The sequence below is a fragment of the Pontibacter sp. HSC-14F20 genome (genome assembly GCF_019599265.1).
Lineage (GTDB): Bacteria > Bacteroidota > Bacteroidia > Cytophagales > Hymenobacteraceae > Pontibacter.
Genome location: NZ_JAHZTC010000007.1, coordinates 96,813 through 119,112 on the forward strand (window position 1 = coordinate 96,813; position 22,300 = coordinate 119,112).

General features: G+C 51.2%; 19 protein-coding genes. 13 read left to right on the forward strand and 6 right to left on the reverse strand.

What is annotated here, in order from left to right; all coding sequences use genetic code 11:
• Positions 1-17 precede the first annotated feature (17 nt).
• The 3 genes from K3G39_RS08680 to fabG all read right to left on the reverse strand — a co-directional run bounded on the left by K3G39_RS08680 (position 18) and on the right by fabG (position 3,567).
• Positions 18-2,099 (reverse strand): VWA domain-containing protein, encoded by a 2,082-nt coding sequence (locus K3G39_RS08680; protein ID WP_220625796.1) that lies wholly within the window; start codon positions 2,097-2,099, stop codon positions 18-20.
• Between the two features lie 5 nt (positions 2,100-2,104).
• Positions 2,105-2,629, reverse strand: coding sequence for a hypothetical protein (locus K3G39_RS08685; RefSeq protein ID WP_220625797.1), 525 nt, complete (start codon positions 2,627-2,629; stop codon positions 2,105-2,107).
• A 191-nt stretch (positions 2,630-2,820) separates the two neighbouring features.
• On the reverse strand, positions 2,821-3,567 hold the full coding sequence (fabG, locus tag K3G39_RS08690) for a 3-oxoacyl-[acyl-carrier-protein] reductase (protein ID WP_188502019.1): 747 nt from the start codon (positions 3,565-3,567) through the stop codon (positions 2,821-2,823).
• Positions 3,568-3,844: 277 nt separating this feature from the next.
• Between fabG and K3G39_RS08695 the strand changes: the two genes are divergently transcribed.
• On the forward strand, positions 3,845-5,182 hold the full coding sequence (locus K3G39_RS08695; RefSeq protein ID WP_220625798.1) for a peptidoglycan DD-metalloendopeptidase family protein: 1,338 nt from the start codon (positions 3,845-3,847) through the stop codon (positions 5,180-5,182).
• Positions 5,183-5,460: 278 nt separating this feature from the next.
• Here K3G39_RS08695 and K3G39_RS08700 read toward each other — a convergent pair whose 3' ends face one another.
• Positions 5,461-6,129 (reverse strand): tetratricopeptide repeat protein, encoded by a 669-nt coding sequence (locus tag K3G39_RS08700; RefSeq protein WP_220625799.1) that lies wholly within the window; start codon positions 6,127-6,129, stop codon positions 5,461-5,463.
• A 212-nt stretch (positions 6,130-6,341) separates the two neighbouring features.
• On the opposite strand from K3G39_RS08700, the gene lpdA reads away from it, so the two are divergent.
• From lpdA to K3G39_RS08720, 4 genes are all read left to right on the forward strand, one after another.
• Complete coding sequence (gene lpdA, locus K3G39_RS08705) at positions 6,342-7,736, forward strand: dihydrolipoyl dehydrogenase (RefSeq protein ID WP_220625800.1); 1,395 nt, start codon at positions 6,342-6,344, stop codon at positions 7,734-7,736.
• A 366-nt stretch (positions 7,737-8,102) separates the two neighbouring features.
• Positions 8,103-9,215: an acyl-CoA desaturase gene (locus K3G39_RS08710; protein WP_220625801.1), complete on the forward strand. Its 1,113-nt coding sequence runs from the start codon at positions 8,103-8,105 to the stop codon at positions 9,213-9,215.
• 204 nt (positions 9,216-9,419) lie between these two features.
• Positions 9,420-10,538, forward strand: a complete 1,119-nt coding sequence (locus K3G39_RS08715) for an acyl-CoA desaturase (protein ID WP_220625802.1) — start codon at positions 9,420-9,422, stop codon at positions 10,536-10,538.
• Between the two features lie 168 nt (positions 10,539-10,706).
• Positions 10,707-11,930, forward strand: a complete 1,224-nt coding sequence (locus K3G39_RS08720) for a DEAD/DEAH box helicase (RefSeq protein WP_220625803.1) — start codon at positions 10,707-10,709, stop codon at positions 11,928-11,930.
• 119 nt (positions 11,931-12,049) lie between these two features.
• Here the strand turns inward: K3G39_RS08720 and K3G39_RS08725 are convergent, their stop codons facing one another.
• A complete protein-coding gene (locus K3G39_RS08725) occupies positions 12,050-12,334 on the reverse strand; it encodes a glycine zipper domain-containing protein (RefSeq protein WP_220625804.1) in 285 nt (94 codons plus the stop codon).
• Positions 12,335-12,523: 189 nt separating this feature from the next.
• Between K3G39_RS08725 and K3G39_RS08730 the strand changes: the two genes are divergently transcribed.
• Positions 12,524-13,075 carry a GNAT family N-acetyltransferase gene (locus tag K3G39_RS08730; protein ID WP_255594158.1) on the forward strand — a complete coding sequence of 184 codons (552 nt, stop codon included), beginning with the start codon at positions 12,524-12,526 and terminating at the stop codon, positions 13,073-13,075.
• A 51-nt stretch (positions 13,076-13,126) separates the two neighbouring features.
• A complete protein-coding gene (locus K3G39_RS08735; RefSeq protein WP_220625805.1) occupies positions 13,127-13,609 on the forward strand; it encodes a hypothetical protein in 483 nt (160 codons plus the stop codon).
• Here the strand turns inward: K3G39_RS08735 and K3G39_RS08740 are convergent.
• Positions 13,606-14,508, reverse strand: a complete 903-nt coding sequence (locus K3G39_RS08740) for a DMT family transporter (RefSeq protein ID WP_220625806.1) — start codon at positions 14,506-14,508, stop codon at positions 13,606-13,608. The two genes, K3G39_RS08735 and K3G39_RS08740, sit on opposite strands and share 4 nt — an antisense overlap.
• Before the next feature lie 81 nt (positions 14,509-14,589).
• Between K3G39_RS08740 and K3G39_RS08745 the strand changes: the two genes are divergently transcribed.
• The 6 genes from K3G39_RS08745 to K3G39_RS08770 all read left to right on the forward strand — a co-directional run bounded on the left by K3G39_RS08745 (position 14,590) and on the right by K3G39_RS08770 (position 22,242).
• Positions 14,590-15,753 carry an AI-2E family transporter gene (locus K3G39_RS08745; RefSeq protein WP_255594160.1) on the forward strand — a complete coding sequence of 388 codons (1,164 nt, stop codon included), beginning with the start codon at positions 14,590-14,592 and terminating at the stop codon, positions 15,751-15,753.
• A 76-nt stretch (positions 15,754-15,829) separates the two neighbouring features.
• Entirely contained in the window at positions 15,830-17,098 is a 1,269-nt protein-coding gene (locus tag K3G39_RS08750; RefSeq protein WP_220625807.1) for a replication-associated recombination protein A, read from the forward strand.
• A gap of 44 nt (positions 17,099-17,142) precedes the next feature.
• Positions 17,143-17,346: a hypothetical protein gene (locus K3G39_RS08755; protein WP_220625808.1), complete on the forward strand. Its 204-nt coding sequence runs from the start codon at positions 17,143-17,145 to the stop codon at positions 17,344-17,346.
• A 450-nt stretch (positions 17,347-17,796) separates the two neighbouring features.
• Positions 17,797-19,560: a signal peptide peptidase SppA gene (gene sppA, locus K3G39_RS08760; protein WP_220625809.1), complete on the forward strand. Its 1,764-nt coding sequence runs from the start codon at positions 17,797-17,799 to the stop codon at positions 19,558-19,560.
• A 350-nt stretch (positions 19,561-19,910) separates the two neighbouring features.
• Entirely contained in the window at positions 19,911-21,059 is a 1,149-nt protein-coding gene (locus K3G39_RS08765) for an IS4 family transposase (protein ID WP_220625810.1), read from the forward strand.
• Positions 21,060-21,426: 367 nt separating this feature from the next.
• Positions 21,427-22,242: a purine-nucleoside phosphorylase gene (locus K3G39_RS08770; protein WP_220625811.1), complete on the forward strand. Its 816-nt coding sequence runs from the start codon at positions 21,427-21,429 to the stop codon at positions 22,240-22,242.
• Positions 22,243-22,300: the final 58 nt, after the last annotated feature.

The window sequence follows — 22,300 nt, forward strand, 5'->3', positions numbered from 1 at the left end:
AAAGGTATAGCGTAAGTTTAATAACTTCCATGGTATTTCCGCACAAACCATTCGCCGCATACCAGCGCCAGGATCACAAAGAACAGCCACTTCAGGTCCACCAGGTCGTTGAGTGACTCAGTACTGTAGATCAGGTCCTTGTGCTCTGCTTTCAGAATGTCCTGTTCCAGTTGCGCTATCTGAGCAGGGTAATAAAGTTTAGAACCGGTATTGGCGCCAAGTTGGTAGAGCAGGTTGTGATCGGCCACCGCATGCAGGGATTCCAGTTGCCGCTCTTCTACTACAAACTCACCTTTGTCCTGCTGCAGCGAACCGTTGATGCGGGTCGTGGCTGTGTAGGTATAGCGGCCACCTGGCAAGGTGCCAATGTTCACGCCGGATTGGTTCTCGCCGTTGGCAAACTCAAAAGACTTTTCAGCTCCTTCCGTATCCTGAATCTTGAGGGTAATATTCTGTCCGTAGATCGGCTCCAGCGCTTCGTTGTAGGCCTCGGCGGCAAACCGGATTTCGTCGGAGCTGGTGTATTCGTTCAGTTGCGGGTATACGTTCAGGCGCTTTTTGTTGCGGGGAGCCGTGAGCAGTTGCACCAGGTTAGTGATCAGCTTGTCGTACACGGCGGCATTTTCGTGGTTAGCCGTTTCGGTGAGGCGCCACTGCCAGGTACCAGACGCCAGCAGCGCTGCGTTGCGTTTGTCGCCCACGGTCTGCACGGTAAGCAGCGGCTTGGTGGTGCGAACCCGACCTACCTGCTGGTAGAGTACGGTTTCGGTATTGGGGTTGAGCTGGTAATCGCCATACGGCACCGTGGCCGGCGGATACTGTTGCAGGCGCTCAGTGGCTTCTTCGGCAACTTTAAAGGTGCTGAAATTAGGATTGATCACGCTGGTCACCTCATCGGACTGGCCTGGTGTATTGATGCGGATGCCTACGTTGAGGCGGTTGAAATTCCCGATGTCGCTCTGCGGGCCCACGATGTATAGTGCAGGCAGGTTTTTCTGGCGCACGAGGTTAAGGGCGGCCTCGCCACCGGCTGTGCGGCCCGGCAACTGGTGGAGCACTGCCACATCGTAGTCCTGCTGCCTGAGCGTAGTCAGGCCAGGTATAAACAGCTCGGTTTCGTAGTTCTCGTTCGACTCAATGGCAGCACGCAGTGCCTTGATATCGGGGTGTGGAGAAGCAGCAGCCACGAGCACTTTTATCTTACCTTTCACCACATCAATGTAGGCGCTCCGGGAATTGTTAAGTTCGGTGAATTCGTCCTGCTCTGGCAGCACTTCCACCTCGTAGTGGCGTTTTCCCAGACCGCTGGCCATCACCTGGAAGGGAACTTGCTGCAGTGGCTGTCCGGCTTTTAGGGTAACGGTTTTGCGCTCGATCACTTTCTTGTTTTCTTTCAGCTGCACAGTCACGGTAGAGCCGTCGAAGCCCTGTTGCTGCAATTCGGCCTCCAACGGAAAACGGTTGCCGCTGTAACTTACCTTGTTGTAGCGCAGCGAAGCCATCACAATGTCTTTCTTCGGCACGGTGTCACCCACGGCAACAGGGTATATGGTATAGTTGAAATTGGCGTAAGTAGGGGAGGTGCCCTGGTTCACGATGCCATCCGAAAGCAGCACAACACCAGCCAGATTCTGCTGCTCGAAATCACGTTGCACATCGCGCAGCAGTTGGTTTAGATTGGTGGTTTCTACCTCGTATTGCAACTCGCTTAAGTTTTCGGGCGCATCCGATTCCCCCAGAATACGCACCTCGGTCTGTATACCTTGCTCTTGCAGTTTGTTGCGCAGGTCCTGCAAGCCCTGCTGTGCCTGACGAAGCTGCACCGAGTCAGAAAACAGCGCCACCGACTGGGAATTATCTACCGCAAATACAATGGTAGGCGACTGTGTGCTGTTTTTGACGTAGCGCAGCAGCGGGCCGAGCAGCAGGAAGCAAAGAAAACTCACCACCACAAAACGCACTGCCGCCAGGGCATAGTTTATACCAGCAGACCAGGGCGTACGCTTGCTGTACAGCAGCCAGGCGTAGAGCGCGCCCACAGCCAGACAAGCCAGGATCAGCCAGGGTGAATAGGTCGTTATGAGGCGGAAGGAATTCAAAGAGTTTAGGAGTTAGCGAGTTTAGGAGTCGGGTCGAAAGCGGGTTTGCCAAATCTGATCTTTGAGTCGATAAGATCGATGTGGCGGTAGTGGCCTGTTACAGTAACGTAATCGGCGCTATACCTGATGCCCACCAATTCTGCCCCCAGCCAGTAGTTGAACAGCCTGTAGAACTTGTTTGGAGAAGCCAGCACCGTTTCATTGTAATCCGTGGAAATAATCGTGCGGCCTTCTTCCTGAAGAAAATTCGCTGCCCAATCAGCCACCTTGCCCGGATCCTCTATACCTGTTATCGTCAGTTTGTGCTGCTGAAAAGAAAAAGCATAGGTTAGGCTACCTAATAAAGGGAAAAGCCAGACTGTGGAGGAAGAGGCTAAATCCTGCCAGAACTCCTGAAGCCTCATACCTGAAACCACCAGCAAAGCCAGGTAGATAACCCCGCAAAGCAAGGTATAAACCAGCATGGTAACTCCAAATGATAAGGCAAAATGTTTCAGTTGCGGACGGTATTTTGTAGTGGTGAGTTTCAATTCAGGCTCCTTTCAGTTTGTTTAGCAGGTATGGCAGTTTTTCATCCTAAATATAAAAGAAAAAGACCAATGCTTCTAACGTAAACGCATTAGCATTGGTCTTTTTATAATGAAGAATGATGAATGAAAAAGGTTATTGGAGGCTATTAATTGCTCCACTCATCAATCACTCAATTATTTATTAGTCATTATTACGTCAGCATACCGCCGTCTACCTGCAGCACCTGGCCGGAAATGTACGAGGACTGGTCGGATGCGAGGAAGGCTACGGCGTTGGCCACATCCTCTGGCGTACCGCCACGTTTTAAAGGTATAGCCTTGCGCCACTCGTCTACCACTTTCTGGTCAAGCTCGCCTGTCATTTCGGTCTCGATAAAGCCCGGGGCCACCGCGTTGCAGCGGATGTTGCGCGAACCCAGTTCCAGCGCCACAGATTTCGTGAAGCCGATGATCCCCGCTTTAGAAGCCGAGTAATTGGCCTGTCCAGCGTTTCCTTTTATACCTACTACTGAGGTGATGTTGATGATGGAGCCGCTCTTGGCGCGCATCATGTGCTTGGTGGCACCTTTGGTTAAAGCAAACACAGATTTCAGGTTGGTGTTGATCACCGCATCCCACTGCTCTTCGGTCATGCGCATCAGCAGTCCGTCACGCGTGATGCCGGCGTTGTTTACCAGGATGTCGATCTTACCGAACTCGGCTACCACATCCTCGATCAGCTTCTCGGCCTGCGCCATATCAGAGGCGTCGGAACGGAAACCTTTGGCTTTGCCGCCGTTGGCAGTTAGTTCCTGCTCCAGGGCCTGGCCTTTTTCAACGCTTGAGAGGTAGGTGAATGCTACCTGGGCGCCCATCTCTACCAGTTTCTCGGCGATGGCGCGACCTATACCTTTTGATGCCCCGGTTACAAGGGCTACTTTTCCTTCTAGTGCTTTCATAAGGGCCAAAGTTATAAAAGATTTTTTTATTCAGAAGTGCCGCTGCATTCTCCAGTTTTATTTGGCTGCAATTTTCTGACTGTGAATAGGTTAAGGTAAGGTGAACGCGCTAATGTGCAATTGTTGCTGAGCATGATTAATCTCTTTCTTACTATATTAAGATCCTGAAATGGGATTGCAACATATTTATAATCTGAATATTGTATTGAAAATGATTTTTATTTCTATCGGTTAAACCATATTTTCGTGCCATTCTTCCAACCAAAGGTACCTTGTAATGTTCAAACGTAGTGTCGGACTAGCCATCCTGATCGCGGTGTCGTTGTTCGTGTTTATCACGGCAGCACAAACAATCAGCTTCGAAAATTTCAATTTCTCACAAGCAGAAACAGCCCCTGAGCCGGAACCCGAGCCAGTGGAAATCGTCAAAAAGCCCGCCCCGATCATCTTCGGCATCCCCACCGACACACTCGAAATACTGGAAGGTACTGTAGAAAGAGGCGAGAACCTGTCGCAGATCCTGGGTAGCTTTAACATCTCGCCAGTCACCATCGACCAACTGGCCCGTAAATCGAAGGAGGTGTTTGATGTGCGCCGTATCAATGCCAGGCGCAATTACATCATCCTGCATGCGCAGGACTCCGCCCAAACCGCCCGCTACTTTATCTATGAACCAAACGAGGTAGAATATGTAATCTACGACCTGAATGGTGAACTGGACGTTCGCCTGGAGAAGCGTGAAGTGGAAGTTGTAGAGCGTGCCATTGCCGGATTTATCGAAAGTTCCTTGTTTGAGTCTATTCTGGCTGCCGGCGGATCGCCGCAACTGGTCAACCACTTTGCTGACATCTACGCCTGGCGCCTCAACCTGAGCCGTCTGCAGCCCGGCGACCATTTTAAGCTGATCTATGATGAAAGGCAGGTAAACGGCAACGTAATTGGTTTTGGGAAGATCAAGGCAGCTTATTTTGAGCACGAAGGCAAACCACTTTATGCCATTGCCTTTGAGCAGGAAGGACAGAAAGCCGGTTACTACGACCAGGACGGCAAGAGCCTGAAAAAAGCCTTTTTAAGAGAACCGCTGGAGTATAGCCGCATCAGTTCCCGCTTCACCATGAACCGTTTTCACCCGGTACAAAAGCGCTACAAACCACATCTGGGCACTGACTTTGCCGCTCCGCGTGGTACCCCGATCCGAACAGTGGGCGATGGCGTAGTGCTGGAGGCTTCTTATACCCGGGGCAACGGCTACTATGTAAAGATCAAGCACAACAAAACTTATACTACTCAGTACCTGCACATGTCCAAGTTTGCCAAAGGCATCAAGCGCGGCTCCCGTGTCAGCCAGGGCCAGACCATCGGCTACGTAGGCAGCACCGGACTGGCCACCGGCCCCCACCTGTGCTACCGCTTCTGGAAAAACGGCAAGCAGGTAGATGCTCTGAAGGTACAGCTACCATCCGCGCACCCGATCGAAAAGAAGTATAAGGATGCTTTTGAAGAAGTGAAGTCTGAACTGGAAGGCAAACTGATGGCAATTGAGCTCAAAGGCCAGCAACAGGACCTGCTGGCTTCAGAGCAGTCAGGCAAGAACCTGGAAGAAGACGAGGCATAGCGCTTATATGATGTGAAAAGAAAAGGGATGCTGTTTAGCATCCCTTTTTTATTTTGTGCAACTGAACTTTCGTGGTTATACCTCTATTCAGAAAGAGCGAGCGACTAGCTTCCTTTTGTCTTCTCGAAAGAATTGAGAGAGCTGATATATATAAAGCTGGATAATGATTCAGATTTCTCCCGAAACGAGAGCCCCTACCCCCAGGGCGAAATGACATAAAAGGTTTTAGTTAACTTCATTGGAGCCACTGTTTCTTGTTAGCCCCAAACAGGCCTCCATTACTTAGTTGATTTCGTAGCAGCAGTAGAATTCTGATCGCAAAACTGTTTCAGATACTGTGCAGCTTCTTTCAAACCGAGTTGTTCTGCTTTTACCCAGTCCTCGCAGGCACCGCTGATATCACCGCTGGTATACCTGGGCGCTCCACGATTGTAATAGGCTTCGGCATAATCAGGCTGTAACGTTATGGCGCGGCCATAGTCGATGATGGCGCTGCGGTAGTCTTTGAGGGCGAAGCGAACCAGGCCGCGGTTGTTGTAAGTACGCGCCTGCACCTGATCGATCGAAACGGCTGTGTTGAAATCGATAAGTGCGCCCTGATAGTCCTGTACGTTATACTTGGAAAGGCCCCGGCTGATCCAGGCTTCTACGTGTTTAGGGTCCAGTGCCAGCGCTTTCGTGAAATCTGAAATAGCGCCGCGGTAGTCGAGCAGGCGGTCGCGGGCAATGCCTCGGTTGGTGATCGTTACGATATGCTCCGGCTCCTGCTTCAGTACCTCACTGTATTCCTTGATGGCCTCAGAGTACTTGCCCGACTTAAATTTCTGGTTGCCTGCATTAAAATGCTGCAGTGCCGTTTTCTGCGGAGCAGGCTGCTTTGCGGCCTTCTGGGCAAAGGACGGGATGGCAAAAAGTATAGGTATAATAAGCAGTAAAATTGTTTTCATGCAGTAGGGGTTACCTCATGTTATAGAGCGCAAAATACAATAGTTCAGCCCAATACCGAACAGCTATGCAATTTTTTGTAACGATTCTTAATATTGTAAGCATATTGACTTTGTTTAGTGCTAATCCTGTGGCCGTTACTACTGTAGTAGAAGTGGTTTTGTGAAGTTGGGATTATCGTTTAATTTTGCTCAGCATTTAAAAAAGAGAAACTATGGCATCAAAATACGATTTGGTAGTGCTGGGCAGCGGCCCGGGCGGTTATGTGGCGGCTATCCGCGCGTCGCAACTGGGTTTGAAAGTAGGTGTGATCGAGCGTGAGTCGCTGGGCGGTATCTGTTTGAACTGGGGTTGTATCCCGACAAAAGCATTGCTTAAGAGCGCAAACGTGTTTGAGTACATCAACCACGCAGCAGATTACGGCATTACCATCGGGGAGGCCTCCGTTGACTTCAATGCAGTGGTCAAGCGTAGCCGCGGTGTAGCCGATGGCATGAGCAAAGGCATTCAGTTCCTGTTCCGCAAGAACAAGATCGACGCCATCATGGGTACTGGTAAAGTGGTGGCCAAAGGCAAAATCGAGGTGACAGATGCTGAAGGTAAAAAAGACACGGTAGAAGCCGATCATATCATTCTGGCAACAGGTGCCCGTTCACGCGAGCTGCCTAACCTGCCAATTGATGGCAAGAAGATCATCGGTTACCGTCAGGCCATGGCCCTGGATAAGCAGCCTGAGAGCATGGTAGTAGTAGGTTCCGGCGCCATTGGCGTGGAGTTCGCTTACTTCTACAACGCCATGGGCACGAAAGTGACCATCGTGGAGTACCTGCCGAACATTGTGCCGGTGGAGGACGAAGAAGTATCGCGTCAGCTGTCAAAATCTTTCCGCAAGTCAGGTATCAACATCATGACCGATGCATCTGTGGAGTCAGTAGATACCAGCGGCGATATCTGTAAAGTGAAAGTGAAAACGGCCAAAGGCGAAGAAACACTGGAGGCGGAAGTAGTGCTTTCGGCGGTAGGTATACAAACCAACCTCGAAAACATCGGCATTGAAGAACTGGGCATTAAAGTAGACAAAGGCCGCGTGATTGTGGACGAGTTCTACAAAACCAATGTGGACGGTATTTATGCGATCGGTGATATTGTGCCGGGCCCTGCGCTGGCGCACGTAGCATCTGCCGAGGGTATTATCTGCGTGGAGGCAATCACGGGTCACGATCCGGAGCCTTTGAACTATGGTAACATACCGGGCTGTACGTACTGCTCTCCTGAGATTGCTTCGGTTGGTCTGACAGAGAAAGCTGCCCGCGAGCAAGGTCTGGAGATCAAAGTAGGCAAGTTTCCGTTCTCTGCTTCCGGCAAGGCAAGCGCCGCCGGTGCGAAAGACGGTTTCGTAAAAGTGATTTTCGATGCGAAGTACGGTGAGTTCCTGGGTGCCCACATGATCGGTGCCAACGTAACCGAGATGATTGCCGAGGTAGTGGTTGCCCGCAAACTGGAAACTACTGGCCACGAGATCATTAAGTCGGTTCACCCGCACCCAACCATGAGCGAAGCCATCATGGAAGCGGCCGCAGCTGCTTACGATGAGGTAATTCACCTGTAATTTACAGGCATAGCTATCAGAAGCCTGACCGGAGAAAATCTGGTCAGGCTTTTTTTTGTGTCTGCAGGCTAGGTCCGGTGGCTGATGCAGGGTTTTTATATTTGCGGTTTGCACACGGAGAATAGCAGTTATTTATGTGATTTTGACTATATTGCGGACATTGTTAAGTGGCTGAAACCCGTCATGCTCCCTTTATGGAGGTATCGAAAGCTGAAGCAACAAACGAATTTTCCTTCGTCTGGCGCAAACGCGTCTGAACTTAATTATGCCAAATTCTCTTTTAATAGACTATACCCTCAGTTCACTCTCTGTGCCTTTTTGCCCCTACGTGTGAGTTCTGAATTTACCACACAATACCCTTAAACTATGAAGCTGCAAAGCAAAGTCAAGTTTGTCAACAAAGACAAAAGTCTGTTCTTCCCAACCCTACGCAAGCGTGTAGACGCCTATTTCTCCGAAAATAATATTCCTAAAACCGCCAACACCTCCATGATCGTGAAGAGTGTGGTGCTGCTGCTCGCTTACTTTTTACCGTTTGTGGCGCTGCTTGCCTTTACACCTGGTCTGGGCATTAGCCTGCTGCTGTGGTTTGTGATGGGACTAGGCGTGGCAGGGATAGGTATGAGTGTGATGCACGATGCCAACCACGGTGCTTTTTCCAAAAGCAAGCGCGTCAACGATCTGATGGGCCATACCTTAAATTTAGTGGGCGGCTCCGCTTTCAACTGGAAACTGCAGCACAACATCCTGCACCATACCTACACCAACGTGGTGGATCTGGACGAGGACATTCAGGACAGGCTGGTGCTGCGTTTTAATCCCCATACCAAAGTAAAGTTCTTCCATCAGCTGCAGTGGGTATACGCTTTTGTGTTTTATGGTCTGCTGACGCTGTACTGGGTGATAGCCAAAGATTTTGTGCAGTATGCGCTTTTCAAAAAGAACGGCGTGAACAACAATACGGCAGCTGAAAACAGGAACTGGTTCATGAAATTGGTTGCCATGAAAACGCTGTACTTCTTTACCGTGTTGGGCATGCCGACGCTTTTCTTCGGAATTCCTTTCCTGCACGTGCTACTGGGCTTTTTGCTGATGCACTTTGTTGCCGGCATCATCCTGACGGTCGTGTTCCAGCTGGCGCATACTGTTGAAGGTACCAGCCACCCGAGACCGGACGAAACGGGAGTGATCGAAAATGACTGGGCGATACACCAGATGAACACAACGGTTAATTTTTCGCGTCACAACAAGCTTTTGTCGTGGTACGTGGGCGGTTTGAATTTCCAGGTGGAGCACCACTTGTTTCCGCGCGTTTGTCATGTACACTACCCCGCCATCGCGGGTATTGTACAGGAAACAGCCGCTGAGTTTGGCGTGCCATATTTGGAGAATAAGACCTTCGGGCAGGCTGTGCGCTCGCATATTGCCACGCTGCACCGCTTTGGCCGACTGCCAAATATGAACGAAGCTATCGGCTAATGCAATCAAATTAACCTCACCTGCTTATACTCCCACAAATCCCCTCTATATTTGTAGCCTCCAATTTGTGCATGTTTGCCTGCGAAAGCATTTTTGCATCCAAAAGCATAAGCTGGAGCGGCAACTGGCAAACACATATCCGACTGATTCGTAGAATACACTTCCCCCGAATGAGTTTAGAATTAAGAATATCAAGTAGATTAAATGAAGCTTAAAGGCAAAGTAAAATTCGTTAACAAAGACAAAAACTTGTTTTTCCCGACGCTCCGCAAACGTGTGGACGCCTATTTTTCTGAGAATAACCTGCCCAAATCCGGCAATACCCACATACTGGTGAAGAGCATTGTGCTCTTGCTGATGTACATTGTGCCCTTTGCGGTGCTGCTTGCCTTTACGCCAGGTATAGGTATCAGTTTGCTGCTGTGGTTCGTGATGGGTATAGGTGTGGCTGGTGTGGCCATGAGTGTGATGCACGATGCCAACCACGGTGCTTTTTCCAAGAGCAAAACGCTCAACTACCTGATGGCGCACTCTGTCAACCTGTTGGGAGCTTCGGCCTTTAACTGGAAACTGCAGCACAACATCCTGCACCATACCTACACCAATGTAGTGGACATGGACGAAGACATAGACGACATGGTCTTCCTGCGTTTTTCCCCGCACACCAACGTGCGTTTTTACCATAAGCTGCAGTGGGCGTATGCCCTGTTCTTCTATGGTCTGCTCACGCTGTACTGGGTTACCCTGAAGGATTTTCTGCAGTTTTTCCGCTTTATCAAGAGCGGTGTGAACGCGAATTCCAAAGCAGAGAACACCGTTGCCTTTCTGAAGATCATTGCATTTAAAGTGCTGTATTTCTTCACCATTCTCGTAGCCCCGACACTGATTTTCGGTATACCTTTCTGGGAAGTGCTGGTTGGCTTTCTGCTGATGCATTTTGTAACGGGCGTTATCCTGTCTACGGTGTTTCAGCTGGCGCATACGGTAGAGGGCACCAGCCATCCGCTGCCAAGCGAGAGTGGCGTGATTGAGAACGACTGGGCGATTCATCAGTTAAATACTACTGCCAATTTCGCGCGAAAAAGCAAGTTGTTGTCGTGGTACGTGGGCGGACTCAACTTCCAGATTGAGCATCACCTTTTCCCGCGCATCAGCCACGTACACTATCCGGCCATCGCCGAAATTGTGAAGCAGACTGCTGCCGAGTTTAACCTCACCTACATCGAGAGCAAGACTTTTCTGCAGGCTGTACATTCGCATCTGAACACCTTGCACCGCTTCGGGAGACTGCGCCTTCCGAACCTGAACGAGGTAATGGCCTGATTCTTTGACAACAGACTAGTTGAAAAGACTTTTCTGATAAAACGATTCAAAAACGGCGGAAAGCAATTTTCGCCGTTTTTTGTTTCTCGCAGGTATGGCGCCTTGCACAGCTACCCTATACCTTTGCACCAGCATTTGCCTTATACATTGCCTATACCTGCTACTACCATGACTTTTAAAGACCTAGACCTGATTTCGCCCATGCTACAGGCGTTGGAAGAGGAAGGCTATACCCAGCCTACGCCTATCCAGGAGCAGGCTATACCTGAAGTGCTGCAGGGCCGCGACCTGCTGGCAACAGCCCAGACAGGTACAGGCAAAACAGCTGCCTTCGCTATACCTATCCTGCAGTTGCTGCACGGGCAAGCTATACCTGCCTCGCGAACCATCCGGGCACTCGTGCTCACCCCCACGCGCGAGTTAGCCAGTCAGGTCGGCGACAGCTTTGCGGCCTACGGCAGGTATACCGACCTGAAGCAGCTGGTGGTGTATGGCGGCGTGCCCTACAAAGTGCAGACCGAAGCCCTGCAGGCAGGTACAGACATTCTGGTAGCCACCCCGGGCCGTTTACTCGACCTGCTCGATCAGGGATTTGTGGATCTGCAGCACGTGCAACTGCTGGTGCTCGACGAGGCTGACCGCATGCTCGACATGGGTTTTTTGCAGGACATCCGGCGGGTGCTGCAGGCTATACCTGAGAAACGGCAAACACTCTTCTTTTCTGCCACCATGGCGCCGGATGTCCTGAAACTGGCCAAGAAGATATTGACAGCACCTGTGAGGGTGGAAGTTTCACCGGTTTCGACTGCGGCGGGCACAATCCGGCAGGAGCTGTATTATGTAAAGAAAGCCAACAAAACGCCGTTGCTGCTGCACTTGCTGCAGGAGCTAGGTATAGGCCGCACACTGGTGTTTATGCGCACCAAAGAGGGAGCCGACAAACTGGCCAAAGAACTGACCGCCGCAGGTATAGCTGCCGAAGCCATCCACGCTGATCGTGCCCAGCGCGACCGCGAGCGGGTGCTGGAGAGCTTCAAAAACAGCGAGACCCGGGTGCTTGTCGCGACAGATGTGGCCGCCCGGGGCATTGATGTGGAGGAGCTCTCGCATGTGATTAACTACGAACTGCCTTTTGAGGCAGAGACTTATGTGCACCGCATTGGCCGCACCGGAAGGGCAGGGGCTGCAGGAATAGCCATTACCTTCTGCGGCGCCAGCGAAACCCCATTGCTCATTGCCATCCAAAACCTGACCGGCAAAGCTATACCTGTGGTAGACCAGCATCCGTTCCCGCTCACTGCCCAGGATTTTATGGATGCAGCAGCTGGTTCTAAGAACGACAAGCGCAAAGGTTCGGGCAGAGGGGGCAAAGGCAAGCGGGGGAGGAGGTAGCTTATACCCTGCGGTGTAGGCAACTCCCGCGAGTGTCTAGAGCTTGCTGAATGCTACACATAATAAAACAGGCCGCCGGTTTCCCGACGGCCTGTTTTATCTGCAAAGTTAGGTATAGCCTAGCGTTCGTTCTGGAGCTGGTTTTGCTGATACTCCTGATTACGCTGGCGCTCCCTCTTCTTCTTTTTGTCTTTCTTACGGCCGATCGCGCCGCCACCTACGGCACCCGCAGCACCACCGATTACAGCACCTGAAGTACCGCCTACTGCCGCGCCGGTTGCAGCACCCGCTGCGCCGCCTATCACAGCACCTTTCTTTTTACTGCTCCAACCGTCTGTGCCGGCACAACCACCTAGTAGAAATGCCGACATTATTACAAATGATATTATTCTTAAATTTTTCATAGTTCAATAGTTTCGAGTGTGTATTATACGGATTCCAGACAGGTGTTGTTTAGGGTGCGATCCTGAATAGTGCAATTATGGTTTTAAATTTAGGAGTCATCTTAAAAATCCTGGTGAACGAATGCCGGTAAGAATTAGAAAATTAAGGCTTCAGTCAGCACAAAAACAGACTCGGTATAGTATATTGGCTTGAGCAATTTCTATTTCCAACGTTACATGACCGACATCGCCATATCACCATGTACACTCGCAGACCTGACCGAACTGCGGGACATAGCCGTGGAGGCTTACAACGACCACTATACCTACCTCTGGCATGACGGCGGAGCCTGGTATCTTAACCGGTGCTTTTCGGAGGAAGCGCTGCGCGACGACCTGGCAGATCCGAATGCTGCTTATTTCATGATTCAGTACCAGGATGAACCGGTAGGTTTTATGAAGTTCAACAAAGATAAAGCCCTGGAGGGCTACACCGATGCCGAGTGCCTTGAGTTGGAGCGGCTATATCTGGTCGACAACGCTTCAGGTATAGGCATCGGCAAATGGGCAGTGGATTTTACGGTGCAGTATGCCCTGGAAAGCGGCAAACGCGTTGTCTGGCTCAAAGCCATGGACAGCAGCCGCTCCGTTGACTTTTATGAGCAGAACGGCTTCATGCGATGGGGAACCGACGAACTCGACTTTGAGCAGATGAAGGAAATATACCGGGGCATGGTCATCATGAAAAGAGACATTGCCTGATGCGCTGAATAAATTCTCTTTTTACCTTTGAGTCTGATAAAACCGCCCTGTATGAAGCGCCACTTTTTATTTGCCTTATCCCTGTGCACGCTCGTGTCCTGCAGCCAGAACGAGGAAGAACAATACGAACGGCTTGCGCATGAAAATGCCGTGGAGGATGTAAGCAGCTGGGTGAGGGCCGACCTGCAGTGCGAAGAAATTCAGAATGCAGATGAGGACAATCCCCTGGCGGTGATATACCTGAGTCAGGTGGAAATGCAGCACGTGCTCGATACGGTGTATACCTGCTCCGTCATTGCCCCGCAGATGTATACTGCTTTCGGAGTGCCGCATCATGCGCTGTCGGCTAGCGGAGGCTGGTGGGCCGGACAAGGCAACTTTTACTATACCCTGCACGAAGGTGACAGCATCACGGTGATGCATGCCAGCCCCATCCAGAGTGACTCTGTAGACTTTCAGTATACCTTGCTGCGGCGGTTGCCGGTTTCGCAGAGCACTGCCGATGATCTGCCCGAAGAAAATTACATGCCTTAGGCGGCTTTTTTGAGTGCGTTTTGTTTCGAGTGGCTCACCAGGTATACGCCGGCAAATATCAGCAGAGCGAAGGCTGCTTTCTGCAAAGTAAAAACATCCTTGCCTACCCCAATTGCAATCAGAATAGCCATAACCGGCTGCAGGTAAATGTAAGCACCTACCAATGAAGGGTTGGCGTAGCGCAGCGCCCAGGTATTGAGCAGGTAGGCCACGATGGTGACAGCAAAGACCATGAACAGAATAGCCAGCCAGATAGAAACCGGAAACGTACTGTAGTCAGGTACCATGAGTTGTTGCCAGCCAAACGGAATCACCAGCACGGCGCCCACCGTAAAGATGCGACTCACAATGGTGATGGCCTTGTACTTCTGCATGAGCGGCTTTACCAGCACCAGGTACAGTCCAAAAGACGTGGCATTGAGGATGATGAGAAGGTCACCCCACAAATTGCCGGTCGCTTGCTCTCCTCCAGAGGTATAAATGAGCAGAAAAGCACCCACGCAGGCCATCGCTATACCTGACACCTTCCGTTTGCCAATGCGCTCCCGCAGCAGCAGAGCCGAAAAGACCAGCACCACTACCGGCACAATCACCATCAGGAGCGCCGCATTGATAGGCGCCGTAAGATTCAGTCCGGCAAAGAAACAGAGCTGGTTCACAGCTACACCGGTCACCCCGCAGAGGATCACCCGGATGTTATCGGCACGGCCCACAATTTTCTCTTTCACCACCAGGCGTGCAAACAGGCCGAAAAACAGCGCCGCTGACACTACCCGGATCAGGATCAGTCCGAAAGGACCCATGTATGCGGGCATCACCTCCTTGGCAATACTATAATTGCTACCGTAAATAAGTGCCACCAGAAAAAGCGATGCATGCACTTGTACCTGTTTATTCATGCCGCAAAATTACATGCTTATTCTGTATGTGCCGTATAAGGATTGGCAATTAAAACCATTACGTTCAAACCCCTATTCTGCATGAATCAAATGCCACTCACGGTCCGGCGGGCCATCGAGGTTACAGGGCTCTTTTTTCTGGGCTGGATCATTTTTCTGGGCCGTGACCTGCTGGCTCCGCTGCTTGTCGCTTTTTTTATCAGCATTATGCTGCTGCCCATCTACCGCTTCTTCAACAAGCGCAGGTTTCCTGATGCGGTTGCCATTGGCATCAGTCTGCTGGTGCTGATTGTGGTTCTGGCCGGCATTATCTGGTTTTTTTCTTCGCAGATGCGGATTTTGATAGAAGACTTCCCGACCATCCAGAAAAATGTGATGCGGCACCTGACCGCCCTGAGCGAATGGATCGGCAGTAAAACGCCCTTCTCCACACAAGAACAAACCAATTTTATTAATGAACAAAGCAACAACCTGTTCACTTATGCGGGCAATTTGCTGCGGGGAGTGGCGGGCGGCGTAACGGGCACGCTGATCTTTCTTGGCCTGCTGCCTATTTATATTTTCCTGCTGCTGTTTTACAAAAACCTGTTGCTGCGCTTCGTCTTCCTCTGGTTTCCGCGCGACAAACACGAAAAAGTGGAGGAGACGCTGAGTGAAATGCAGGTGATCATCAAAAGCTATCTTTTTGGTCTCCTCATCCAGATCACTTACATGACTATACTTTTGGGCGGACTGCTCATGATCATCGGTATCAAGCATGCCTTGCTTATCGGGGTTATTTTCGCTTTCCTGAACCTCATACCTTATGTGGGTGCTTTGCTGGGCAACATCATCGGGGTGCTGCTTACCTTGTCCTCGTCCGAAGAACTGTGGCCTGTACTGGTGGTGCTGGGAACGATCGCCGCGGTGCAGTTTCTGGACAACAACATCCTGATGCCGCGCATTGTGGGCTCTAAGGTGAAGATCAATGCGCTGGCTACCATCGTGGGCGTCATTGTGGGCGGGGAGATAGCAGGTATAACCGGTATGTTCCTGTCGCTGCCCGTGATTGCTATGCTTAAAGTGGTGTTCGATCGCACCGAACAGTTCAAGCAGTGGGGCGTGCTCTTTGGCGATGAGCGCCCCGGCCTGAGCCCGATGGCTATACCTGTGCTGCGCTGGGATACCAAGGCCGTGCGCCGGAAACTGGAAGAGGAAAATGATATTGAGCCTCCGCACAAAGGCGAAGAGGGAGAGAAGAAGTAGGATTGTGGCAATTCCGTCCGCGGGCTTTGGCTTCCATTTCGTAACTTTGTTAAGACCGATTTTCTGAATAGAGCTGATGAATCACCCGAACGTACCTTTGGCCGAGCGCTTGCGGCCACACAACCTGGACCAGTATTACGGACAAAAGCACCTGGTAGGGCCGGATGGCATCCTGCGTCGCTACATCGAGGGCGGTGTTATTCCCAGTATGATCTTATGGGGACCTCCGGGCGTGGGCAAAACTACCTTGGCCAACATCATTGCTAACCAGATGAAGGTGCCTTTCGTGGCGCTGAGTGCCATTAATGCAGGTGTGAAAGACATCCGGGAAGTGATTGAGCAGGCCAAAAAAAGGCAGGGAACCGTGCTCTTCATCGACGAGATTCACCGTTTCAACAAATCACAGCAGGACGCTTTGCTGGGCGCTGTCGAAAAAGGCACCGTGACGTTAGTCGGTGCTACGACTGAGAACCCTTCCTTTGAGGTGATTTCGGCTTTGCTGTCCCGCTGTCAGGTATACATCCTCAAGCATCTTACCAAAGACGAGCTCATCGAACTGGTAGACAAAGCGCTGGAGCAGGACGAGTGGATGCGCCACCGTAAGGTACGCATAGAAGAATACGAAGCGCTGCTGACCATTTCGGGAGGTGATGCCCGCAAGCTGCTCAACCTGCTCGAGATTGTGGCTGAAGGTATAAAAGCCGATGAAGTAGTGGTGACCAACGAACTGGTGAAGCAGGTGGCCCAGCAGAACATCGTGATGTACGACAAGTCGGGTGAGATGCATTATGATCTGGTGTCGGCTTTCATTAAGTCCATCCGCGGCTCCGACCCCAATGCGGCCGTTTACTGGCTGGCCCGCATGATCGAGGGTGGCGAAGATCCTAAATTTATTGCCCGTCGTCTGCTCATCGCCTCTTCCGAAGACATTGGTCTCGCCAATTCCAACGCGCTGCTCATGGCAACTTCCTGTTTTCAGGCGGTGCAGATGATCGGCTATCCGGAGGCGGAAATTATTCTGTCGCAGTGCACGGTATACCTGGCCACCTCTCCCAAAAGTAACGCCAGCTACAAAGCCATCAAACAGGCCCGCCAAGTGGTGCAGCAAACAGGCAATCTGCCCGTTCCGCTACACATCCGCAATGCCCCGACCAAACTGATGAAGGAGATCGGCTACGGCAACAACTACAAGTACGCCCACGATTATGAAGGCAATTTCGTGCAGCAGGAATTCATGCCACAGGAACTCACCAACACCGCCCTCTACCAGCCCGGCAACAACGCCCGCGAACGCGATCTGCTCAAGCAATTGCAGGCACAGTGGGCGAAGAAGTATAGATACTGAGAATTTGGGAGTTGAGGAGTTTGAAAGGTAGAAATTAGTAAGGGATGAACAGAACTGTTTTTGTGATTTTACTGGTGCTGCAAATTACTGCCTTTTTTGTGTGGCGACATCTGGGGTATAGTTACGGCGGAGCTTATCTTTTCCTGTCCATGATCGTGCTACTTTATTTCCGCAGACGTTACCTGGATATGAAACCCTTCTGGGGCGGAGAATTTTCAGACGTTCCCAAGTACTTCACCGGAAAATAAAAACAAAGATCAGACAGGTATAGCAAAGGGATAAATACACCAGGATAAGGGGAACACTGGCTCTTCCTGGGATCCATGTTCGGAAGAGCTTTTAAAAAAGCCTTTTGCAAATCGTGACTATCCCTATAGGGACAGGTCGCAGCCTGTCCGAATCGTGCACGGGCTATACCTGTCTAAATCCCGCACCAGTGCACCTGGCTGAATCGTGCACAGAAATCCCCTGGGAGTAAGGCTTTTGATAAAGCGGCAGGTTAATCGTTCGCCCAACGATTTAACAATTCCACAACTGAACCATCAACCATTAGGTTAGTCTATGAAAAGGCCCGATTGGTCGAGATTGCGGTTTATAGGGGCTTGGTATTGAACTTTAAGCGCTATTTTTGTTTATTGTATGCAGGGACCTATAATTCTTGGTACCTTTAAACAGAACCTTAAACCTAATTAGAACCTATGTTGAATTTCCTCCGATATGTGCTGGCAACCATTCTTGGCCTGTTCATATTTTTCTTTCTGGGCTTCCTGATCATGGTCGGCATTATTGCGGCATCAGCCTCCAAAGGCGATATCACGGTAGCCGAAAACTCCGTGCTGGAGCTTAAACTTGACAAAGCCATTGTGGAACGCGAGCAGGAGAACCCGTTCGGTGACTTTTCCATCGGCTTTTTCTCAATGAATAGCAACGACGGGCTCGACCAGATCAAAGCCTCTATCCGCCGTGCCAAAACAGACGATAATGTTAAAGGTATTTTCCTGAACATGCGCTTCGTGGATGCAGGTATGGCCAAGCTGGAGGAGATCCGCGACGAACTGATCGACTTCAAGGAGTCAGGTAAGTTTATCGTGTCTTATGGCGATATGACCAACGAAAAAGCCTATTACCTTTCTTCTGTGGCTGACAAAATATACCTGAACCCGATGGGCACGCTGGAGTTCAATGGCATTAGCTCCGAGGTGTTCTTCTTCAAAGGCACGCTTGAGAAACTCGATATTGAGCCTGAGATCTTTAAAGTAGGGGACTTTAAAAGTGCGGTAGAGCCTTTCTTCCTCGACAAAATGAGTGAGGCTAACCGCGAGCAAATGACCTCTTTCCTGAACTCAATCAACGACTACCAACTCCGCAAAATCGCTGAGGCCCGTGGCAAAACGTACGAAGAAATGAAGAAAGTATCGGATGAAGTGCTGGTGCGTGAGGCTGAAGACGCCAAAACGCATGGACTGGCCACCGACATCGGGTACTACGACGAAGCCATTAATTACATGAAAGAGCAGGTGGGCGTTGAGGCTGACAAAAAGCTGCAACTAGTTAGTCTGGATAAGTATAAAAAAGTGAAAGACTCTGAGAAGAGTGGCTCCACTAAAAACCGCATTGCCGTAATCTACGCCGAAGGCGACATTGTGGACGGTGAAGGTGATGACGACCAGATCGGTAGCACTCGCTATGCAGAAGCGATCCGCAATGCCCGTATGGATAAAAATGTGAAGGCTGTGGTACTGCGTATCAACTCACCGGGTGGCAGCGCGCTGGCGTCTGACGTGATGTGGCGTGAAATACAGGAGACCCGCAAGGTGAAGCCTGTGATTGCCTCTATGTCTGATATGGCGGCCTCTGGCGGTTACTATATGGCCATGGGTTGCGATACGATTGTGGCGCATCCGAACACCATTACAGGCAGTATCGGCGTATTTGGAATCGTGCCTAATTTTGAAAACTTCTTCAAAAACAAGCTGGGCATCACAGTGGACCGTGTAAGCACAGGTCAGCATTCTGATATGCCAACTGTAACGCGCTCCATGACGCAGTACGAGAAAGACATCGTGCAGCGTGAGATCAACAAGATCTATGAGGTATTTACTCAGAAAGCAGCTGACGGCCGTGGCATGTCGCAGGACGACCTGAAGAAAATTGCTTCAGGACGTGTGTGGTCAGGTATAGAAGCCAAGGAGCGTAACCTGGTAGATGTGCATGGTGGTCTGGACAAAGCCATCGAGATTGCCGCTGCCCGTGTAGGTATAGAAGATGACTACCGCATAAAAGAGTTGCCGCGCCGCAAGACTTTTATTGAGGAGATGTTCGGTGAGGCTGGTTCGCAGGTAAAAGAGCGTGCTGTAAAAGCCGAGCTGGGCCAGTTATACCCTATGTACAACATGTACAAGAAAGTAGAGAACATGCAAGGTATACAAACCCGTATGCCGTATGAACTGACGATCCATTAAAGATGATAGGCAGGTATAGCCTGCTGCTGATTTAATATCTGAAAGCCCGCTGGTACAAACCAGCGGGCTTTTTGTTTCTGGTCCGTTCCTTTTTTTGCAACTTGCAGGTATAACGGAGGAGGTTTGTTTAATGGCGTGAGCGTCTTCACTCGTCTCTACTATAGTGGAGCCTCTGGCCCAGGTATAGCTTTGTAACTTTTGCCGTTTGTAGGTATAGCAACTTGGTTGCTTTATAGCTTGTCCTGGCCGGGCGGGCCTTACTTTTTTCCTTGATGGGGGTAGGGGCCACTACTGTTCGAAACCTTGTCAAGTTCGTATTATGTAAGGGGCATACATGAAAGGAGGCTGATATGAAGGCGAAGGATTTACTGGCATTTATCCCTGACCAGGACCTTTCTCAGCTGGCGGCCCGGACGCGGGTGGACCACCAGGTCAAGAAGCTCAGCGGGCGGGTGATGTTCCAACTGCTGCTGCTCTCGCTGTTGGAGGGGGGCAAAGCAAGCCTTCGGGTGATGGAGGAGCTCTACTGCTCTATGCAGTTCCGGACCCTGGCCGATGTGGGGCAGGGGCAGACCACACGCTACAACTCCATCCGGGACCGGATCGTGACCATGCGGCCCGACTTCTTCCGGGCCATCTTCGAGCTGCTCTTCGCCCGCTTCAACCGCCTGCTGGGCGAGCAGCGTGCGCTCGTGCGCTACGACTCCACCCTGATCGCCGTCTCGGCCCGGCTGGTGGCCTGGAGCATGCGCACACGCTCGGGCAGCAAGCAGAGTTGCCAGCTCAAGTGCACGTTGGCCATGAAAGGCAGCCTGCCCTGCCAGGTGCGCGTGTTCACCAACCGGCAGGCTCTGAGCGAGGACTGCGCCCTGCCTGAGACGATCCTCTCCAGTGAGATCTCCCGCTCGGGCATCGTCGTCTTCGAGCGGGGCGTGCAGTCGCGCAAAGCGCTCAAGGAGCTCGACGAGCGGGGCCGCCTCTTTGTCACGCGCTGCAAGGTGGGCTCCCACTGCCTGGAGCAGGAGCGGCTGGCCGTGGGGCAGCAGCCCGAGGGGACGACCCTCACCGTGCTGAGCGATGCCTGGGTGAGCTTCCGGGAAAAGCCCGGAAGCTACCTCGAAAAGCCCCTGCGCCTGGTCAAGGCCACCCTGGAATCGGGGGAGCCGATCTGCTTTGTCACCAACATCGCCTGGCTGGATGCCTACCAGGTAGCGGCTATCTACAGGGAGCGCTGGCAGATCGAGGTGCTCATCAAGTTCTTAAAACAGCACCTGCAGCTCGAGCACCTGCTCACCCGGGACGTGAACGGCATCCAGGTCATGCGCTACATGACCCTGATCGTGGCCCTGCTGCTCATCGTCTACCGCAAGCTCAACAAGCTCGACAGCGACCGCCGCGCCAGGCTGCGCTTTGCCCAGGAATTGGACGTGGAAATAGTCAGACAGATCGTGCTGCTCTGCGGAGGGGACCCTGCCAAAATGGAAAAATTCGTCACTTGACAAGGTTTCGAACAGTAGTGGGTAGGGGCCCTCGATAAAGAAAAAATCGAGGCCCCTACCCCCATCAAGGAAAAAAATCAAGAAGCTTTTAAACTCGCTGACCGCTCAAACACAAAATCGTCAAGAGTGAACCGGGCTTAAGTAATCTGTTTCATTGCTTCCGTGCAAGATAGTCTTGCTATACCTGCCACTGGAATGAGGCACTTACGCTAGGGGCTATACCTGAGAAATTGAAGTGGCTAAGAACCAGGCATAACGAAAGCGGTACAAAACCTTTCGTATCAACACATGACTTAAATCATTTATTGTTTCAAAATAAATGACCTATTTCGCAAACCAAAAAACAGCATAAAAAACGATGAACGATATGATGCAGCAATTACGGGAGTCCGCTTCTTTTATACAGGACCAGACTGGCAATTTTCAACCTGAGTTCGGAATTATACTGGGCACTGGCCTGGGCGCTTTGATCAAGGAAATTGAAATTGAGTATAGCCTCAACTACGCCGATATTCCGCACTTCCCTGTTTCGACGGTGGAGAGCCATACCGGGCGTCTGGCTTTTGGTACACTAGCGGGGCGCCGTGTCATGGTGATGCAGGGTCGCTTCCACTACTACGAAGGCTATACCATGCACCAGGTGGTGCACCCGGTGCGTGTCATGAAACTGCTGGGCGTGCAGAAACTCTTCATTTCCAACGCCAGCGGCGGCCTGAATCCAGCTTTCAATACCTCCGACCTGATGGTGATCACCGACCATATCAACCTGCAGCCGTCCAACCCCCTGATCGGTCCGAATCTGGACGAACTGGGGCCTCGTTTCCCGGATATGAGCGAAGTATACGACGAGCAGATGGTGCGCCAGGCCATGGTGATTGCTGAAGATGCCGGATTTAAAGTGCAGGAGGGCGTATACGCGAGCGTTCCCGGTCCGATGCTCGAAACGTTAGCCGAGTACAGCTACATCGCCCGCATTGGGGCAGATGCTGTGGGTATGTCGACTGTGCCGGAAGCCATTGCTGCCCGTCATATGGGGATGAAAATTTTCGGTATTTCTGTGATCACCGACATGGGTACGCCAGACCGGATCAAAAAAGTGAACCTGGCCGATATTCTGGAAGCCGCCGCCATAGCCGAGCCACGCATGACCCTGCTGATCAAAGAACTGGTTCGTCAGCAGTAGTTTCTAAGTACTTACACAAAATTATAAGAAGGGGCAGCCGATCAGGCTGCCCCTTCTT

What these genes read in the sequence shown, in the direction of transcription:
- fabG (WP_188502019.1), bottom strand. Translation starts at nt 3,567, where the DNA reads ATGAAAGCACTAGAAGGAAAAGTAGCCCTTGTAACCGGGGCATCAAAA.
- K3G39_RS08695 (WP_220625798.1), top strand. Translation starts at nt 3,845, where the DNA reads ATGTTCAAACGTAGTGTCGGACTAGCCATCCTGATCGCGGTGTCGTTG.
- K3G39_RS08700 (WP_220625799.1), bottom strand. Translation starts at nt 6,129, where the DNA reads ATGAAAACAATTTTACTGCTTATTATACCTATACTTTTTGCCATCCCG.
- lpdA (WP_220625800.1), top strand. Translation starts at nt 6,342, where the DNA reads ATGGCATCAAAATACGATTTGGTAGTGCTGGGCAGCGGCCCGGGCGGT.
- K3G39_RS08710 (WP_220625801.1), top strand. Translation starts at nt 8,103, where the DNA reads ATGAAGCTGCAAAGCAAAGTCAAGTTTGTCAACAAAGACAAAAGTCTG.
- K3G39_RS08715 (WP_220625802.1), top strand. Translation starts at nt 9,420, where the DNA reads ATGAAGCTTAAAGGCAAAGTAAAATTCGTTAACAAAGACAAAAACTTG.
- K3G39_RS08720 (WP_220625803.1), top strand. Translation starts at nt 10,707, where the DNA reads ATGACTTTTAAAGACCTAGACCTGATTTCGCCCATGCTACAGGCGTTG.
- K3G39_RS08725 (WP_220625804.1), bottom strand. Translation starts at nt 12,334, where the DNA reads ATGAAAAATTTAAGAATAATATCATTTGTAATAATGTCGGCATTTCTA.
- K3G39_RS08735 (WP_220625805.1), top strand. Translation starts at nt 13,127, where the DNA reads ATGAAGCGCCACTTTTTATTTGCCTTATCCCTGTGCACGCTCGTGTCC.
- K3G39_RS08740 (WP_220625806.1), bottom strand. Translation starts at nt 14,508, where the DNA reads ATGAATAAACAGGTACAAGTGCATGCATCGCTTTTTCTGGTGGCACTT.
- K3G39_RS08745 (WP_255594160.1), top strand. Translation starts at nt 14,590, where the DNA reads ATGAATCAAATGCCACTCACGGTCCGGCGGGCCATCGAGGTTACAGGG.
- K3G39_RS08750 (WP_220625807.1), top strand. Translation starts at nt 15,830, where the DNA reads ATGAATCACCCGAACGTACCTTTGGCCGAGCGCTTGCGGCCACACAAC.
- K3G39_RS08755 (WP_220625808.1), top strand. Translation starts at nt 17,143, where the DNA reads ATGAACAGAACTGTTTTTGTGATTTTACTGGTGCTGCAAATTACTGCC.
- sppA (WP_220625809.1), top strand. Translation starts at nt 17,797, where the DNA reads ATGTTGAATTTCCTCCGATATGTGCTGGCAACCATTCTTGGCCTGTTC.
- K3G39_RS08765 (WP_220625810.1), top strand. Translation starts at nt 19,911, where the DNA reads ATGAAGGCGAAGGATTTACTGGCATTTATCCCTGACCAGGACCTTTCT.
- K3G39_RS08770 (WP_220625811.1), top strand. Translation starts at nt 21,427, where the DNA reads ATGATGCAGCAATTACGGGAGTCCGCTTCTTTTATACAGGACCAGACT.